15 protein-coding genes are annotated in these 14,420 nt (G+C 69.2%); 9 read left to right on the top strand and 6 right to left on the bottom strand.

Annotated features, from left to right (window positions below; genetic code table 11):
- Window positions 1–3 precede the first annotated feature (3 nt).
- From BLP73_RS03880 to BLP73_RS03865, 4 genes are all read left to right on the top strand, one after another.
- On the top strand, window positions 4–843 hold the full coding sequence (locus BLP73_RS03880) for a glycosyltransferase family A protein (RefSeq protein ID WP_090740486.1): 840 nt from the start codon (window positions 4–6) through the stop codon (window positions 841–843).
- Between the two features lie 57 nt (window positions 844–900).
- A complete protein-coding gene (gene atpD, locus BLP73_RS03875; RefSeq protein WP_090740484.1) occupies window positions 901–2,325 on the top strand; it encodes a F0F1 ATP synthase subunit beta in 1,425 nt (474 codons plus the stop codon).
- A gap of 9 nt (window positions 2,326–2,334) precedes the next feature.
- Complete coding sequence (locus BLP73_RS03870) at window positions 2,335–2,784, top strand: F0F1 ATP synthase subunit epsilon (protein ID WP_090740482.1); 450 nt, start codon at window positions 2,335–2,337, stop codon at window positions 2,782–2,784.
- A 98-nt stretch (window positions 2,785–2,882) separates the two neighbouring features.
- Window positions 2,883–3,230 carry an H-type lectin domain-containing protein gene (locus BLP73_RS03865; protein WP_175453227.1) on the top strand — a complete coding sequence of 116 codons (348 nt, stop codon included), beginning with the start codon at window positions 2,883–2,885 and terminating at the stop codon, window positions 3,228–3,230.
- Here BLP73_RS03865 and BLP73_RS03860 read toward each other — a convergent pair whose 3' ends face one another.
- Together BLP73_RS03860 and BLP73_RS03855 are read right to left on the bottom strand one after the other, a co-directional pair.
- The gene (locus BLP73_RS03860; protein ID WP_090740477.1) at window positions 3,231–3,986 is read right to left on the bottom strand and encodes an alpha/beta fold hydrolase; all 756 of its coding nucleotides are present in this window, start codon (window positions 3,984–3,986) and stop codon (window positions 3,231–3,233) included.
- Window positions 3,983–4,579, bottom strand: coding sequence for a 2-hydroxychromene-2-carboxylate isomerase (locus BLP73_RS03855; protein WP_090740473.1), 597 nt, complete (start codon window positions 4,577–4,579; stop codon window positions 3,983–3,985). The genes BLP73_RS03860 and BLP73_RS03855 overlap by 4 nt, the downstream gene beginning before the upstream one ends.
- 85 nt (window positions 4,580–4,664) lie before the next feature.
- Between BLP73_RS03855 and BLP73_RS03850 the strand changes: the two genes are divergently transcribed.
- The gene (locus BLP73_RS03850) at window positions 4,665–5,684 is read left to right on the top strand and encodes a ribose-phosphate pyrophosphokinase (protein ID WP_090740471.1); all 1,020 of its coding nucleotides are present in this window, start codon (window positions 4,665–4,667) and stop codon (window positions 5,682–5,684) included.
- Between the two features lie 118 nt (window positions 5,685–5,802).
- Here BLP73_RS03850 and purD read toward each other — a convergent pair whose 3' ends face one another.
- Window positions 5,803–7,059 carry a phosphoribosylamine--glycine ligase gene (purD, locus tag BLP73_RS03845; RefSeq protein ID WP_090740469.1) on the bottom strand — a complete coding sequence of 419 codons (1,257 nt, stop codon included), beginning with the start codon at window positions 7,057–7,059 and terminating at the stop codon, window positions 5,803–5,805.
- A gap of 62 nt (window positions 7,060–7,121) precedes the next feature.
- Here purD and xseA point away from each other — a divergent pair, with 62 nt between their 5' ends.
- On the top strand, window positions 7,122–8,684 hold the full coding sequence (xseA, locus tag BLP73_RS03840) for an exodeoxyribonuclease VII large subunit (RefSeq protein ID WP_090740467.1): 1,563 nt from the start codon (window positions 7,122–7,124) through the stop codon (window positions 8,682–8,684).
- A gap of 56 nt (window positions 8,685–8,740) precedes the next feature.
- Here the strand turns inward: xseA and BLP73_RS03835 are convergent, their stop codons facing one another.
- Both BLP73_RS03835 and eda read right to left on the bottom strand, forming a co-directional pair.
- Window positions 8,741–9,940: an MFS transporter gene (locus BLP73_RS03835; RefSeq protein ID WP_090740465.1), complete on the bottom strand. Its 1,200-nt coding sequence runs from the start codon at window positions 9,938–9,940 to the stop codon at window positions 8,741–8,743.
- Window positions 9,937–10,578 carry a bifunctional 4-hydroxy-2-oxoglutarate aldolase/2-dehydro-3-deoxy-phosphogluconate aldolase gene (gene eda / locus BLP73_RS03830; RefSeq protein ID WP_090740463.1) on the bottom strand — a complete coding sequence of 214 codons (642 nt, stop codon included), beginning with the start codon at window positions 10,576–10,578 and terminating at the stop codon, window positions 9,937–9,939. Before eda ends, BLP73_RS03835 begins: the two co-directional genes overlap by 4 nt.
- Before the next feature lie 236 nt (window positions 10,579–10,814).
- On the opposite strand from eda, the gene rpsB reads away from it, so the two are divergent.
- The gene (rpsB, locus tag BLP73_RS03825) at window positions 10,815–11,585 is read left to right on the top strand and encodes a 30S ribosomal protein S2 (protein WP_090740461.1); all 771 of its coding nucleotides are present in this window, start codon (window positions 10,815–10,817) and stop codon (window positions 11,583–11,585) included.
- Window positions 11,586–11,668: 83 nt separating this feature from the next.
- Window positions 11,669–12,580 (top strand): translation elongation factor Ts, encoded by a 912-nt coding sequence (gene tsf / locus BLP73_RS03820; protein WP_090740459.1) that lies wholly within the window; start codon window positions 11,669–11,671, stop codon window positions 12,578–12,580.
- A 291-nt stretch (window positions 12,581–12,871) separates the two neighbouring features.
- Here tsf and BLP73_RS03815 read toward each other — a convergent pair whose 3' ends face one another.
- Window positions 12,872–13,627, bottom strand: a complete 756-nt coding sequence (locus BLP73_RS03815; RefSeq protein WP_090740457.1) for a helix-turn-helix transcriptional regulator — start codon at window positions 13,625–13,627, stop codon at window positions 12,872–12,874.
- Between the two features lie 172 nt (window positions 13,628–13,799).
- Between BLP73_RS03815 and BLP73_RS03810 the strand changes: the two genes are divergently transcribed.
- Window positions 13,800–14,390 carry a (d)CMP kinase gene (locus BLP73_RS03810; protein WP_090740455.1) on the top strand — a complete coding sequence of 197 codons (591 nt, stop codon included), beginning with the start codon at window positions 13,800–13,802 and terminating at the stop codon, window positions 14,388–14,390.
- Window positions 14,391–14,420 lie beyond the last annotated feature (30 nt).

The following is a 14,420-nucleotide window of genomic DNA, read 5'->3' as shown; positions in this document are numbered from 1 at the left end:
TCCATGTCCGCAGGCACGAAGGGCGACGTCGCCGACCGCCTCGGGGTCCGGTATCTGGCCGGACCCGCCGAAGCCGAGGTGACCTTCACCTTCGTGACCCTGCTGGCGCGGCAGGACCGCTACGACCGCATGCTGACCTCGGCCGAGGCCAAGGGCTTTCATGCGGGCAACAGCCAGTTCCTCGCCATCGACAACCGGCGCGGCAACAACTTCGACGGCTACGGCGCGATCCGCCGAGCGCTGCCCGAGGCGAAGGGACGCTACATCGTCTTCACGCATGACGATGTGGAGTTCGTCGCCGACGGCGCCGAGCGGCTGACCGCCTGCCTCGAGGAACTGACGCGGCTCGATCCGCTCTGGCTGCTGGCCGGCAATGCCGGCGGCGTCACCTACGGGAAGAACGCGCGCCACCTGCGCGATCCGCACGACGCCGAGGAGCGGGTCACCGCCCCGACGCTGGTGGAATCGCTCGACGAGAACTTCTTCGTCATGCGGCGCGACCATCCGGTGGTGAATTCCTACGATCTGACGGGCTTCCACTTCTATGCCTCGGATCTCTGCCGCCTGGCCGAGATCATGGGCGGGCGGAGCTACGTGATCCCCTTCCTGCTGGAGCATCACAGCCCCGGCATGATCGACGCGACCTTCCAGCCGAGCCGCCAGCGGTTCGCGCAGAAGTACCGGCGCTACTTCCCGGGGCGCAAGCTCCAGTGCACGGTGGCCCAATTTGATTTCGGCCTTGGCGGTCTCCGCGAGGGCTGGCGCGAGACGCCCAAAAGCCGTTGGGACTTTCTCGACGATCATGTATATGCCTCGCCCGACAGCAAGGGCGTGGGACAATAACTGCGGGGCCGCCGTGCCGTTCGGCCCGCCTGCAACGAAAGCCAAGGAGTTCAAGACATGGCAGTATCACAGGGCAAAATCACGCAGGTGATCGGCGCCGTCGTTGACGTGCAGTTCGATGGCCACCTGCCGGCGATTCTGAACGCGCTGGAAACCGACAACAACGGCAAGCCGCTGGTCCTGGAAGTTGCCCAGCACCTTGGCGAGAACACCGTCCGCACCATCGCGATGGATGCCTCGGAAGGGCTCGTGCGCGGCCAGGCCGTGTCCGACACCGGCGGGCCGATCACGGTGCCGGTCGGCGATGTGACGCTCGGCCGCATCCTGAACGTCGTCGGCGAGCCGGTGGACGAGGGCGCTGCCCTGAACGTCACCGAGACCCGCGCGATTCACCAGCCGGCGCCCGACTTCGCCTCGCAGGCGACCAGCTCGGAAATCCTCGTCACCGGCATCAAGGTCATCGACCTGCTGGCGCCCTACTCCAAAGGCGGCAAGATTGGCCTCTTCGGCGGCGCCGGCGTGGGCAAGACGGTTCTGATCATGGAACTGATCAACAACATCGCCAAGGTGCACTCGGGTTACTCCGTCTTTGCCGGTGTGGGCGAGCGCACCCGCGAGGGGAACGACCTCTACCACGAGATGGTGGAATCGGGCGTCATCGTCCCCGACAACCTGTCGGAGTCGAAAGTGGCCCTGGTCTACGGCCAGATGAACGAGCCGCCGGGGGCCCGCATGCGTGTCGCCCTGACCGGCCTGACGCTGGCCGAGCAGTTCCGCGACGCCTCGGGCACGGACGTTCTGTTCTTCGTGGACAACATCTTCCGCTTCACGCAGGCCGGTTCGGAAGTGTCGGCTCTGCTGGGCCGCATCCCCTCGGCCGTGGGCTACCAGCCGACGCTGGCCACCGACATGGGCGCGATGCAGGAACGCATCACCTCGACCAAGAACGGCTCGATCACCTCGATCCAGGCCGTCTACGTTCCGGCCGACGACCTCACCGACCCGGCGCCGGCGACGACCTTCGCCCACCTCGACGCCACGACCGTTCTGTCGCGCGCCATCTCGGAACTGGGGATCTACCCGGCCGTTGACCCGCTCGATTCGAACAGCCGGATCCTCGACCCGGCCGTGGTCGGCGAAGAGCATTACCAGGTCGCGCGCGACGTGCAGGGCATCCTGCAGAAGTACAAGTCGCTGCAGGACATCATCGCCATCCTCGGCATGGACGAGCTGTCGGAAGAGGACAAGCTGACCGTGACGCGGGCGCGCAAGATCCAGCGCTTCCTGTCGCAGCCCTTCGACGTCGCCAAGGTCTTCACCGGCTCGGACGGCGTGCAGGTGCCGCTCGAGAAGACCATCGCCTCGTTCAAGGCCGTGGTTGCCGGCGAGTATGACCACCTTCCCGAGGCCGCCTTCTACATGGTCGGCGACATCGAGGAAGTGAAAGCCAAGGCGCAGCGCCTCGCCGCTGAAGCCGCGTAAGGGGGCAAGATGGCCGATACCATGCAGTTCGACCTCGTCTCGCCGGAACGGAGCCTCGCCTCCGTTCCCGTGCGCGAGGTGCGCCTGCCGGGCAGCGACGGCGATCTGACCGCGATGCCCGGCCACGCGCCGACCATCGTCACGCTGCGGCCCGGCATGGTCATCCTGATCGGCGCGGACGGCACCAGCCGCGAGTTCGCCGTGACCGGCGGCTTCGCCGAGATCAATGCCGACAGCGTCAGCCTGCTGGCCGAGCGCGGTCACGCGCGCGAGGAGATCACGCAGGACGTCTACAACGACATGCTGGCCGAGGCGCACCGCTCTCGCCGCAGCGTCGAGGACCGGCGCGAGCATCTGGGCGAGGAGGCGGTCACCGCCGCCGTCAAGCTGGTCGGCGACATGGTCGCGATGGGCACGCATATCGGGCTGGACCCGAACCAGTCCACCGTCCCGGACTGATCCGCGGCATTCTCAGCATCTTCAAAGCCCCGGCCCCGCGCCGGGGCTTTTCTTTTGACGCGGCATTGCCGCATATGGTCGCGCAGAAAGGGGCAGGCATGTTGCGATTCACCGCCAGCGAACTTGGCATCAGCCAGGGCATCGTGCAGATCGTCTCGGATTTCGACACCCAGGGCCCGTTCTGGACGGGGCAGGGCGAACGCGAGTCCCGCCAGCGCGTCGAGTTTCCGGATCGCTTCCACATCCCGCCCTCGGTCCAACTGGGCGTCGTGATGTGGGACAGCGACGGCGCGGCGAACCAGCGCGGCGACATCGCGGCCGAGAACATCACCTCGCGCGGCTTCGAGCTGGTCTTCAAGACCTGGGGCGACAGCCGCATCGGCCGGTTGCGCGTGCAGTGGACCGCCATCGGGCCCTTGCCCGACGACAGCGACTTCATCCTCTAGTCACGCCCGGTCCAGGTTGACCCCGACCAGCCCCGCCACCTCGGCGGCATGGGTCAGGGGCAGCATGTGCGATGCGCCGGGAACGACGGCCCGGCCGACATCGGAAAGCCGCGCGGCCAGGACCTCGGCGATGGCGCCGATCACCGGCGGGCTCTCGGCGCCCTGGATCAGCAGCACCGGGGCGTCGATCGCCTCCAGCCCGCCCGGCCGCAGGATGCGCGCGGCGTCCTCGCGCAGCGTCGGCCCGGTCTCGGCCACCAGCCGGATCTGCGCCGCGGCCTCTGGTCCGACCCTCATCCCCGGCAGGCCCCAGGCCGACAGGAAGACCCGCGCCGCCTCCTGATCCTCGCCGGTGGCCAGCAGCTCGGCCAAGCGCGCGTCCAGCGCGTCCTGCGCCGGATCGGGCGCGGCGGCGAAGAGCACCGGCTCGATCAGGGTGAGGCTCCGCACCGCTTCGGGCGCGGCCACCGCGATCCGCAGCGCCACCGTCGCGCCCATCGAATGCCCGATCAGGTCCAGCGGCCGCTCGATCATCGAAGCCGCGACGCGGGTGACGGCGGTGTGAAAGTCGACCTCGGCCCCCTCCCAAGGCCCGCTCTTCCCGTGGCCCGGCATGTCGAAGCCGCGCAGGTCCAGCCGCCCGTCCAGCGCCGCCGCCATCCGGTCGAAGACCGCGCCCGAGCCCATCATCGGATGCAGCGCGAGGGCCGGACGATCCGCATCGCCCGGCCAGTGCCGCAGATGGATGCCGCTCACAGCCCGGCCAGGTGCCGGTCGAGGAAGTCCAGCCGGTCCTGGCCCCAGAAGCGCTGCCCGCTTTCGCGCACGATGTAGAAGGGCACGCCGAAGACGCCGGCCTCGACCGCCTGTTCCAGGTTGCGCCCATAGGTTTCGGCCCCGACGAAGAGGCCGCTGTCGGCCAGCGCCGGATCGAATCCCGCAGCGCCCAGGATGTCGCGGATCACCTGGTCGTCGCTGATGTCGCGCTCTTCGGCCCAGCAGGCGCGCAGGAAGCCCTGCACCAGCGGGCCGACATCGCCGCCCGTCTCCTGCGCCGAGATGATGGCATAGGAGGAAGGCGCCATGTTTACCGGCCAGAAGGCGGGCTTGAGGTTGATCGGCATCTGCAGATGCGACGCCCAACGCGGCAGCTCGTAGCCGCGATATTCCATCCGGCTCGGGTGCCGGTTGGCGGGCCGTACGCCCCCGGTGCGGTCGAAAAGCTGCAGCACGTCCAGCGGCTTGTAGGTGACGCTCGCCCCATGCCGCTGCGCGATCTCCTCCAGCCGGTTCCCGGCCAGGTAGCACCACGGGCTGATCGTCGCCAGGTAATAGTCGATATGCGCCATGACGGCCCCCTTCTGGTTTGCCGGCAGGCTAGCGCGGTGCTAAGGCAGCCGCAATCTGACGCAACCTCTCAAAGGCCGCACCTCCATGCCCGTCATGACCGAACCCAAGCTGATTTCCGGCAATGCCAACCGACCCTTGGCAAGCTCCATCGCCCGGCGCATGTCCATGCATCGCGGCATGAGCGTCAGCCTGCTGGACGCCCGGGTCGAGCGGTTCAACGACGCCGAGATCTTCGTTGAGGTCTACGAGAACGTCCGCGGCGAGGACATGTACATCATCCAGCCGACCTCGAACCCGGCGAATGACAACCTCATGGAGCTGCTGATCATGGTAGACGCGCTCAAGCGCTCGTCCGCCGCGCGGATCACGGCCGTCATTCCCTATTTCGGCTATGCCCGCCAGGACCGCCGCGCCAAGGCGCGCACGCCGATCACGGCCAAGCTGGTGGCGAACCTGCTGACCAATGCCGGGGTGGACCGGGTGCTGACGATGGACCTGCATGCCGCGCAGATCCAGGGCTTCTTCGACATTCCCGTGGACAACCTCTACGCCGCGCCGGTCTTCGCGCTGGACGTGCAGCACCATTTCAAGGGCCGGATGGGCGATCTGATGGTCGTCTCGCCCGACGTGGGGGGCGTCGCGCGGGCGCGCGAATTGGCGACCCGGATCGGCGCGCCGCTGGCCATCGTGGACAAGCGCCGCGAGAAGGCGGGCGAGGTGGCCGAGATGACTGTGATCGGCGACGTGACCGGCAAGGCCTGCATCATCGTCGACGACATCTGCGACACGGCCGGCACGCTCTGCAAGGCCGCGCAGGTGCTGATCGACAATGGCGCGACCGAGGTTCATTCCTACATCACCCATGGCGTGCTGTCGGGTCCGGCGGTCGAGCGGGTGGGCAAGTCGGTGATGAAGTCGCTGGTCATCACCGACTCGATCCAGCCGACCGAGGCGGTGAAGGCCGCCCCCAACATCCGAATCGTGCCGACCGCGCCGATGTTCACGCAGGCGATCCTGAACATCTGGAACGGCACCTCGGTCTCGAGTCTCTTCGAGACGGATACGCTGCTGCCGATCTACGAGGGACTCTACACGACCGTCTGAGCCGGGCGATTGGGGCGGGAGCCTCCGGCGGGGGTATTTGGGCAACGAAGAAGCCGGCGATTGGGCGCCGGCTTTTTCCGTTGTGGATAAAAGCCGTGCAGGTCCGCTGCGGGCGGTTCTACAGCGCCCGCCAGCCAATGTCGCGTCGGCAGAAGCCCTCGGGCCAGGCGAGGGAGTCGACCAGCGCATAGGCGCGTTCATGCGCCTCGGCGAGGCTCGCGCCGCGCCCCGTGCAGGCCAGGACGCGCCCGCCCGTCGCGACGACGGCGCCCGCCTTCAAGGCCGTGCCGGCATGGAAGGTCATCTGGAAGCTCGTCTCGGGAAGCATGTCCAAGCCACTGATGCGGCTGCCTTTTGCATATTCGCCCGGATAGCCCCTTGCCGCCATGACCACCGTCAGCGCGTGATCCTCGGCCCAGGTGACCTGCGCCTCGGCCAGCCGGCCCTCGGCGCAGGCGAGAATGAGGTCCAGCGCCTGCGCGCCGAGCCGCATCATCAGCGCCTGACATTCTGGATCGCCGAAGCGGACATTGTATTCGACAAGCCGCGCCCGGCCATCCTCGATCATCAGCCCGGCATAGAGAACCCCTTGGAACGGCATCCCTCTCCGGGCCATCTCGGCGATGGTCGGGCGGATGATCCGCTCCATGACCTGGGCCTGCAGCGCCTCGGTCAGGACCGGCGCGGGGCTGTAGGCGCCCATGCCGCCGGTGTTCGGCCCGGTATCCCCATCGCCCACGCGCTTGTGGTCCTGCGCCGTGCCGATGGGCAGACAGTCGGTGCCGTCGGAAAGGACGAAGAAGCTGGCCTCCTCGCCGGCCATGAATTCCTCAATCACGACCGAGGTCTCGCCGAACTCCCCGTCGAAGATCGCGTCGATAGCCTCGTGCGCTTGGCTCACCGTCTCGGCCACGGTCACGCCCTTGCCGGCCGCCAGCCCGTCCGCCTTGACCACGATCGGTGCGCCCTGTGCGCTGACGTAATCCCGCGCCGCGGCCCCGTCGGTGAAGCGCGCCCAGGCCGCCGTCGGCGCGCCGCAGGCGTCGCAAATCTCCTTGGTGAAAGCCTTCGACGCCTCGAGCTGGGCGGCCGCCTGGCTTGGCCCGAAGACCAGGAAGCCCGCATCGCGCAGCGCGTCCGAGACACCCGCGGCCAGCGGCGCCTCGGGGCCCACGATCACGAAGTCGATGGCGTTTTCCTGCGCGAATTCCAGCACCTCGGCCCGCGACAGGATGTTCAGCGCCGCGCATTCCGCCACCCCCGCGATCCCGGCATTCCCCGGCGCCACCACCAGCCGGTCGCATTTCGGGTTCTGCCGGATGGCCCAGGCCAGCGCATGCTCGCGCCCGCCGCCGCCGAGGATCAGGATATTCATGGGCCGCCCTTTCGCTTGACTTGCCGGCGTTCTAGTCTGCCGCCCGGAAGGGAACAAGCGACATGGACCTCATCGACGACGAGCCCAGCCCGGGCAGCAACGCGCATGAATTCACCGTCTCCGAGCTGTCGGGCGCGGTGAAGCGTAGCATCGAGGACCAGTTCGGTCGCGTGCGGGTGCGGGCCGAGGTCGGCCGCGTCTCGCGCCCCTCCTCGGGCCATCTCTATTTCGACCTCAAGGACGACCGCGCCTGCCTCGCCGCCGTCACCTGGAAGGGCCAGGCCGCCCGCTTGATCCAGCGCCCCGAAGAGGGGATGGAGGTCATCGCCACCGGCCGCCTGACGACCTTTCCGGGCCAGTCCAAATACCAGATGATCGTCGACCAGATCGAGCTGGCGGGCGCCGGCGCGCTGATGGCGATGCTGGACAAGCGTCGCAAGGCGCTGGCGGACGAGGGGCTGTTCGATCAGGACCGGAAGCGCCCGCTGCCCTTCCTGCCGCGCGTGATCGGCGTCGTCACCTCGCCATCGGGCGCGGTGATTCGCGACATCCTCCACCGGTTGCGCGACCGCTTCCCGATGCACGTGCTGATCTGGCCCGTCGCCGTGCAGGGAGAGGGCTGCGCGCCGCAGGTCGCGGCCGCCATCCACGGCTTCAATGCGCTGCCCGAGGGCGGCCCCATCCCGCGCCCGGACCTCTTGATCGTCGCGCGGGGCGGGGGCAGCCTCGAGGATCTCTGGGGCTTCAACGAAGAGATCGTCGTCCGCGCTGCCGCCGCCAGCCGCATCCCGCTGATCTCGGGCGTAGGCCACGAGACGGACACGACGCTGATCGACTTCGCCTCGGACCGCCGCGCCCCGACGCCGACCGCCGCCGCCGAGATGGCGGTGCCCGTCCGGGCCGAACTGGCGCTGCGCCTCTCCGAGGCCGGCAGTCGCATCCTGCGCTGCCGGGCGCAGGGCACCGAGCGGCGCCGCCAGCGCCTGCGCGACCTCGCCCGCGCCATGGGCCGGCCGGCGACCCTGACCGAAGGGCCGCGCCAGCGCCTCGACCTGCAGGGCGCCCGGCTAGAGCCTGCGCTGCGCCAGCTTGTCCAATCGCGCCGCCACCGCCTCGCCTCCCGTCCCATTCCGGCGGCGACCCTGCGCCAGTTCACCGCCGCCAAGCGCCACGGCCTCGACCGGCTGGAAGGGCGCCTCGACGCCGCCCGCCAGCGCCGGCTCGAGCGCCCGCAGGACCGCCTCGCACAACTGCACGAGCGGTTGGACCGCTCGCTCGCCCGCGTCACGGCGAGCACGCGCCGGGCCATGACCCAGCAGCAGGCGAAGCTTGCCGACCTCGATGCGCGCCTGACGGCTGCCCTGCGGCGGGGGCAGGCGCAGCGGAGCGAAGCTTTGGGCCGGCTCGACCGGATGCGCCTGACGCTTGGCTATACGGAGACCCTGAAGCGCGGCTTCGCCGTCATCCACGGCCCCGAGCACCTTCTGACCAGCGCCGCGGCAGCTGCGGCGACCGCGCAGTTCCAGATCGAGTTCGCCGACGGCCGCATCGACGCCCGCCCCGAGGCCGCGCCCAGACCGAAGCGCCGCACGACACCGGCCCCCGAGCAGAAGACCCTCCTCTAGCCTGCTTTGGTCCTGAAATATCCTCAGGGGGTCCGGGGGCAGAATGCCCCCGGCTCTCACGCCGCCTTCGGGCGCAGCACCAGCCAGATCAGCGCCCCGCCGGCCAGCACCAGAAAGGGCAGCATGGCAAGGTTCACCGCCTGCCAGCCCGCCACTGCCGAGCCGCCCGCGCAGTTCATCAGCCCGCCCGAGGAGAGCGAGGCCAGGAACACCCCGCCAAAGACGATGGCGTCGTTCATCCCCTGCACGCGGCCCCGCTCGGCCGGGGAATGGGCGCGGGTCAGCATCGCGGTTGCGCCGATATAGCCGAAGTTCCAGCCGATCCCCAAGAGCACCAGCGCTAGGTAGAACTGCGTCAGCTCCACCCCCGACAGCGCCACCGCACCGGCCGAGGCGAGGATCATCAGCCCGAGCGTCACGATGGGCGCGGCGCCGAAGCGGGCGATCAGGTGGCCGGTGACGAAGCTCGGCGCGAACATGGCCAGCACATGCGCGCTGACGATGTTGGCCGCATCGGCGGGCGCGTAGCCGCAGCCGACCACCGCCAGCGGCGTCGAGGTCATCACCAGGTTCATCAGCCCGTAGGTGACCATGCCGCAGATGATCGCGACGACGATGGCGGGATCGCGCAGGATCTCGGCCATGGGGCGGCCCTGGCTCTCGCCCGGCGCGGGGGCGGGCGGGCGCGGGATGTCGAGGAAGGCGAAGAGGAACGGGCCGACGAGGTTCAGCGCGATCACCGCCAGATAGCTTGCCAAAAACGGCGCCGCGGTCAGGTCGGCCGTCACGCGCACCAGCATCGGCCCCAGGACCGCCGCCACCAGCCCGCCGGCCAGCACGAAGCTGATGGCGCGGGGGGCGTAGTCCTCGGGCGCGGTGTCGGTGGCGGCGAAGCGGTAGTAGTTCTGCCCGGCCATGTAGACGCCCGTCAGCAGCGCCCCGATCAGGAACAGCGTGAAGGAGCCGAGCCACAGCCCCGCCGCCGAGACCGCGCCTCCCAGCCCTCCGCCCAGCACGGCCAGCATGAAGCCCGCCACCCGCCCGCGGCGCTGCATCAGCCGGCCCATCGGCCGCGCGGTCAGGGCCGAGCTGAGGATGATCAGCGAGACGGGCAGGGTGGCAAGGCAGGGATGCGGCGCCAGCGCCATGCCGGCCAGCCCGCCGATGATGAAGACCACTGACATCTGCGCGCCGGGGATGGCCTGCGCGAAGACGAGGATCGCCGCGTTGCGACGCGCGCGCCGAAGGTCGGTCACGGCCTGAGGGCGGCCGCCTCGCGGGCGCGGGTCTCGATGGCCTGCCAGTTGCCGCTCCCCACGTCGGCATCGGTCACGATCCAGCTGCCGCCCACGCAGACGACGTTCGGCAGCGACAGGTAGCTGGCCGCGTTGCCGGTGGTGACGCCGCCGGTAGGGCAGAAGCTGATCCGGGGCAGGGGACCGGCAAGGGACTTCAGCGCCGGGGCGCCGCCCACGGCCTCGGCCGGGAAGAACTTCAGCATGTCGAAGCCCGCATCGGCGGCGCGCATCACCTCGGAGGCGGTGACGGCGCCGGGCAGAAGGGGCAGCTCGATCTCGGCGCAGGCGTCGATCAGGCGGTCGGTGAGGCCGGGCGAGACGGCGAAGGTCGCGCCCGCGTCCTTGGCCCGGCGCGCATCGTCCGGTGTCAGCACGGTGCCCGCCCCCACATGGCCGCCCTCGACCGCCGACATCGCGCGGATCGCGTCCAGCGCGGCCTCCGAGCGCAGCGTCACCTCGAGGACCGGCAGCCCGCCTGCGACCAGCGCGCGCGCCAGGTCCGCGCCCGCGGCCGCATCCTTGATCACGATCACCGGGATCACCGGGGCCAGCCGGCACAGGCTGCGGGTCTTTTGCGATTGCAGTTCGGGGGTCATCAGGGCACCTCTTGCTGGCTTGCCCCGCAAACTGCCCCCCGCGGCCCCGCGATGCAAGGCCGCCGTTACCGCTGACACGGCGCAAGGGGGCTTGCATCCGCCGCCGCTTGGGGCTATGGCGCACGCACTTCACAGGCAGGGGCGGGCCCTTGCGGGAGACATCCGCAAGACGTCCACCGGTTGGGGCAATCGCCCTGAGATCCCCTGCCAAGGCGCAAACCGGAAAGGAACACGTTATGGCGCTTCCCGATTTCTCCATGCGTCAGCTTCTTGAAGCTGGCGTTCACTACGGCCACCAGACGCAACGCTGGAACCCCCGCATGGGCGAGTTCATCTATGGCGAGCGCAACGGCATCCACATCCTTGACCTGACCCAGACCGTCCCGATGCTGGACCAGGCGCTGACCGTGATCCGCGACACCGTCTCGAAGGGCGGCCGCGTCCTCTTCGTCGGCACCAAGCGTCAGGCGCAGAAGGCCATCGCCGAAGCTGCCGAGAAATCGGCGCAGTTCTACATGAACCATCGCTGGCTCGGCGGCACGCTGACCAACTGGAAGACCGTCAGCCAGTCGATCAACCGCCTGAAGGCGATCGACGAGACGATGGCCGGCGGCGCCGAGGGCCTGACGAAGAAAGAGCGCCTGCAGCTCGAGCGCGAGCAGGCCAAGCTGCAAGCCTCGCTTGGCGGCATCCGCGACATGGGCGGCCTGCCGGACCTGCTGTTCGTCATCGACGTGAACAAGGAAGACCTGGCCATCGCCGAAGCCAAGAAGCTGGGCATCCCGGTCGTCGCCGTCGTCGACACCAACTGCTCGCCCGCCGGCGTCGACTACATCATCCCCGGCAATGACGACGCCGCCCGCGCCATCGCGCTGTATTGCGATCTGGCCAGCCGCGCCGCGCTGGACGGCATGTCGGCGCAGATGGGCGCCGCGGGCGTCGATCTGGGCTCGCTGGCCGATGCGCCCGAAGAGCTGCTGGACGAGCCGGCCGCTGCGGAAGCCTGAGCGCGCCAGCCGCGCGACTTCATCGAATTGTCGTCAGGCGGGGATATGCCCCGCCTGATGCGTTGAACACAGAGGAGACGGATATGGCAATCACCGCTGCGATGGTGAAAGAGCTGCGCGAGACGACCGGCGCAGGCATGATGGACGCCAAGAAGGCCCTGACCGAGACCGATGGCGACATGGGCGCCGCCGTCGACTGGCTGCGCACCAAGGGCCTCGCCAAGGCCGCCAAGAAGGCTGACCGCGTCGCCGCCGAGGGCCTGGTGGGCGTGCAGGTCGAGGGTGGCCGCGGTGTCGCCGTCGAGATCAACTCGGAAACCGACTTCGTCGCCAAGAACGCCGACTTCCAGCAGCTCGTGCGCGAGATCACGGGCGTGGCCCTGGCCGGCGCCGGCGACATCGAGGCGCTGAAGGCCGCCGACCTGAACGGCAAGCCCGTCTCGGACGTCGTGACCGGCGCCATTGCCCGGATCGGCGAGAACCTGACCCTGCGCCGCGTGCAGGTGCTGGAAGGCGAGACCGTCGTCTCCTACGTCCACAACGCCGCCGCCGACGGTCTGGGCAAGATCGGCGTGCTGGTCGCGCTGTCCGGCCCGACCGAGAAGGCGCAGGCGGTCGGCAAGCAGTTCGCGATGCACATCGCGGCGACCAACCCGGTGTCGCTGTCGGAAGCCACGATGGACCCCGCCGCGCTGGAGCGCGAGCTGCAGGTCCAGACCGCCAAGGCGCTGGAAGAGAATGCCGGCTCGGCCAAGCCGAAGCCCGAGGCCGTCATCCAGAACAACATCATCCCGGGTCGGATGAAGAAGTTCGTGGCCGAGAACACGCTGCTGGGCCAGGCCTTCGTCATGAACCCCGACCAGACGGTCGAGCAGGCGGCGCAGGAAGCCGGCGTCGAGATCACGGCCTATGCCCGCGTGATGGTCGGCGAAGGCATCGAGAAGAAGGAAGAGGACTTCGCGGCCGAGGTCGCCAAGACCCTCAGCGGCGCCTGATCCTCGGCGCTCGCCACGATGAAGTTGCAGATGCCAGCCTCCGGGCTGGCATCTTGCGTTCTGGAGGTCGGCTGGTGTTGGACCTTCGGCCAGCGTGACCGGGGCGGGCAGGGCTGCCGGGCGGACATGTCCGCCGGCAGCCCGCCCGGACCGGGGTCCGACTGCCGCGACCGCCCGGCAACACCCGAGGCAGCCGCTGCAGGTTCCTGACACTTGCGTGTCACCACTCACGGAACCTCTTTCATGTGCGTGGCCGAAGAGCCGGGCGAAAGTCCGTAAACCCTTACCCGGTCATGCGAATGGGTTCTGCCTGTCGTGATCGGGGAACAGTTCCTGCGCCACATGCGCCTTCAGGATAGCCTGCGCGGTCGTTTCTGCGCCAAGCGCCTCGCGCGCGAGGCGCATGTGCTTCTCGACCGTCGCGGGGGTGACGCCGAGGATGGTGCCGATCTCGGCGATGGTCTTGCCGGCGGAGCGCCATTCCAGCACCTCACGCTGGCGCGGCGTCAGGACCTTCCGCGTGTCGCGCCGCATCGTCGCCATCCTGAGGTGGAAGACCCGCGCCAGCACGCGCACCTGCCGACCGCCGATGGACCAGAGCCGCGCCACGTCCTCGTGCTCGGCCCCGACATGGGGATTGAGGAGCAGCGCGCCGTGGCTGCGCAGCTCGCGATCGCGCAGGCTCAGGATCTGCGCCGCCACCAGGTCCAGCCGCCGCGCGATGCGCAGCATCTGCGTGGGCGCGGCGTCCGAAGCGCTGGCCAGCAATTCGCGCGACGAGATCTCGCCGCTGTTGTTGAAGACCCAGTCCGCCCAGAGCGACTGGCTGATGACCCCGCTGTCGGTGAATTGCCGCGCGATGTCGGGCGGCAGGTTGGTGACGGTCACCGCGTGCCCCTGCGTCAGCGAGGAGGGCAGCGGCACGAGGAAGCGGGCCGAGTAGAAGACGTTGTTGAAGCCGAAATGGGCCATGGCCTCGAAGAACGCTCCGTGCAGGGCGGAGGTCTCTTCACAGGACGTGAGCCGCTCGAGCCATTCGTCGATCATTGTAAATGAGTTGATTCGTTAATGCGTAGGGAGCATTAACTGGCAGACATGGCTAACATTTGCCAAGCAATACTTTCGTGCACTAGCCATTCGCGTTGACCTTTCGGCGGGTGGTACTGGACGAGCGCGGGCGCGGCATGGCATGGGACGGCATGACCTGACGGAGCCTGCCATGCCTTTCGTGATTGCCATCGACGGTCCCGCCGCCTCGGGGAAGGGGACGATCGCGCGGGCCTTGGCGTCGCGGCTGCGTCTTCATCACCTGGACACCGGGCTTCTCTACCGCGCGACGGCGGTCAAGGGCGGGGATCCAGTCACCGCCGCGCGGACGCTCGGGCCCGAGGACCTGGAACGGCCGGACCTGCGCTCGGCCGAGGCGGGGCAGGCGGCCAGCCGCATCGCCGCCATCCCCGAGGTCCGCGCCGCGCTGGTGGAGTTCCAGCGGCGCTTCGCCCTCCAGCCGCCGGGCGCGGTGCTGGACGGGCGCGACATCGGTACGGTCATCTGCCCGGATGCGGCGCTGAAGCTGTATGTCGTGGCCTCGGACGAGGTCCGCGCGGCGCGGCGCGCGGCCGAGCTGGGTGCGGACGCGGCCGCGATCCTGAGCGAGCTGCGCGAGCGTGACCGCCGCGACAGCGAGCGCGCGGTGGCGCCGCTGCGGCCGGCCGAGGACGCGCTGGTGCTGGACACGAGCGATCTGAGCATCGAGGAGGCGGTGGCGCAGGCCATTGCCGCAGCCGAGCGCGCCCGGGCGGGGGCCTAAGCGCACAAGGGGGCTGCCGCCCCCTCTTGT

It is taken from the genome of Paracoccus tibetensis, assembly GCF_900102505.1.
Classification (GTDB): Bacteria; Pseudomonadota; Alphaproteobacteria; order Rhodobacterales; family Rhodobacteraceae; genus Paracoccus; species Paracoccus tibetensis.
This window is presented reverse-complemented; position numbering and strand designations above follow the sequence as displayed.

Coding starts and splice junctions, on each gene's coding strand:
- atpD (WP_090740484.1), top strand. CDS start 901: ATGGCAGTATCACAGGGCAAAATCACGCAGGTGATCGGCGCCGTCGTT.
- tsf (WP_090740459.1), top strand. CDS start 11,669: ATGGCAATCACCGCTGCGATGGTGAAAGAGCTGCGCGAGACGACCGGC.
- rpsB (WP_090740461.1), top strand. CDS start 10,815: ATGGCGCTTCCCGATTTCTCCATGCGTCAGCTTCTTGAAGCTGGCGTT.
- BLP73_RS03850 (WP_090740471.1), top strand. CDS start 4,665: ATGCCCGTCATGACCGAACCCAAGCTGATTTCCGGCAATGCCAACCGA.
- BLP73_RS03855 (WP_090740473.1), bottom strand. CDS start 4,579: ATGGCGCATATCGACTATTACCTGGCGACGATCAGCCCGTGGTGCTAC.
- BLP73_RS03865 (WP_175453227.1), top strand. CDS start 2,883: ATGTTGCGATTCACCGCCAGCGAACTTGGCATCAGCCAGGGCATCGTG.
- BLP73_RS03810 (WP_090740455.1), top strand. CDS start 13,800: ATGCCTTTCGTGATTGCCATCGACGGTCCCGCCGCCTCGGGGAAGGGG.
- BLP73_RS03815 (WP_090740457.1), bottom strand. CDS start 13,627: ATGATCGACGAATGGCTCGAGCGGCTCACGTCCTGTGAAGAGACCTCC.
- xseA (WP_090740467.1), top strand. CDS start 7,122: ATGGACCTCATCGACGACGAGCCCAGCCCGGGCAGCAACGCGCATGAA.
- BLP73_RS03880 (WP_090740486.1), top strand. CDS start 4: ATGTCCGCAGGCACGAAGGGCGACGTCGCCGACCGCCTCGGGGTCCGG.
- BLP73_RS03870 (WP_090740482.1), top strand. CDS start 2,335: ATGGCCGATACCATGCAGTTCGACCTCGTCTCGCCGGAACGGAGCCTC.
- purD (WP_090740469.1), bottom strand. CDS start 7,059: ATGAATATCCTGATCCTCGGCGGCGGCGGGCGCGAGCATGCGCTGGCC.
- eda (WP_090740463.1), bottom strand. CDS start 10,578: ATGACCCCCGAACTGCAATCGCAAAAGACCCGCAGCCTGTGCCGGCTG.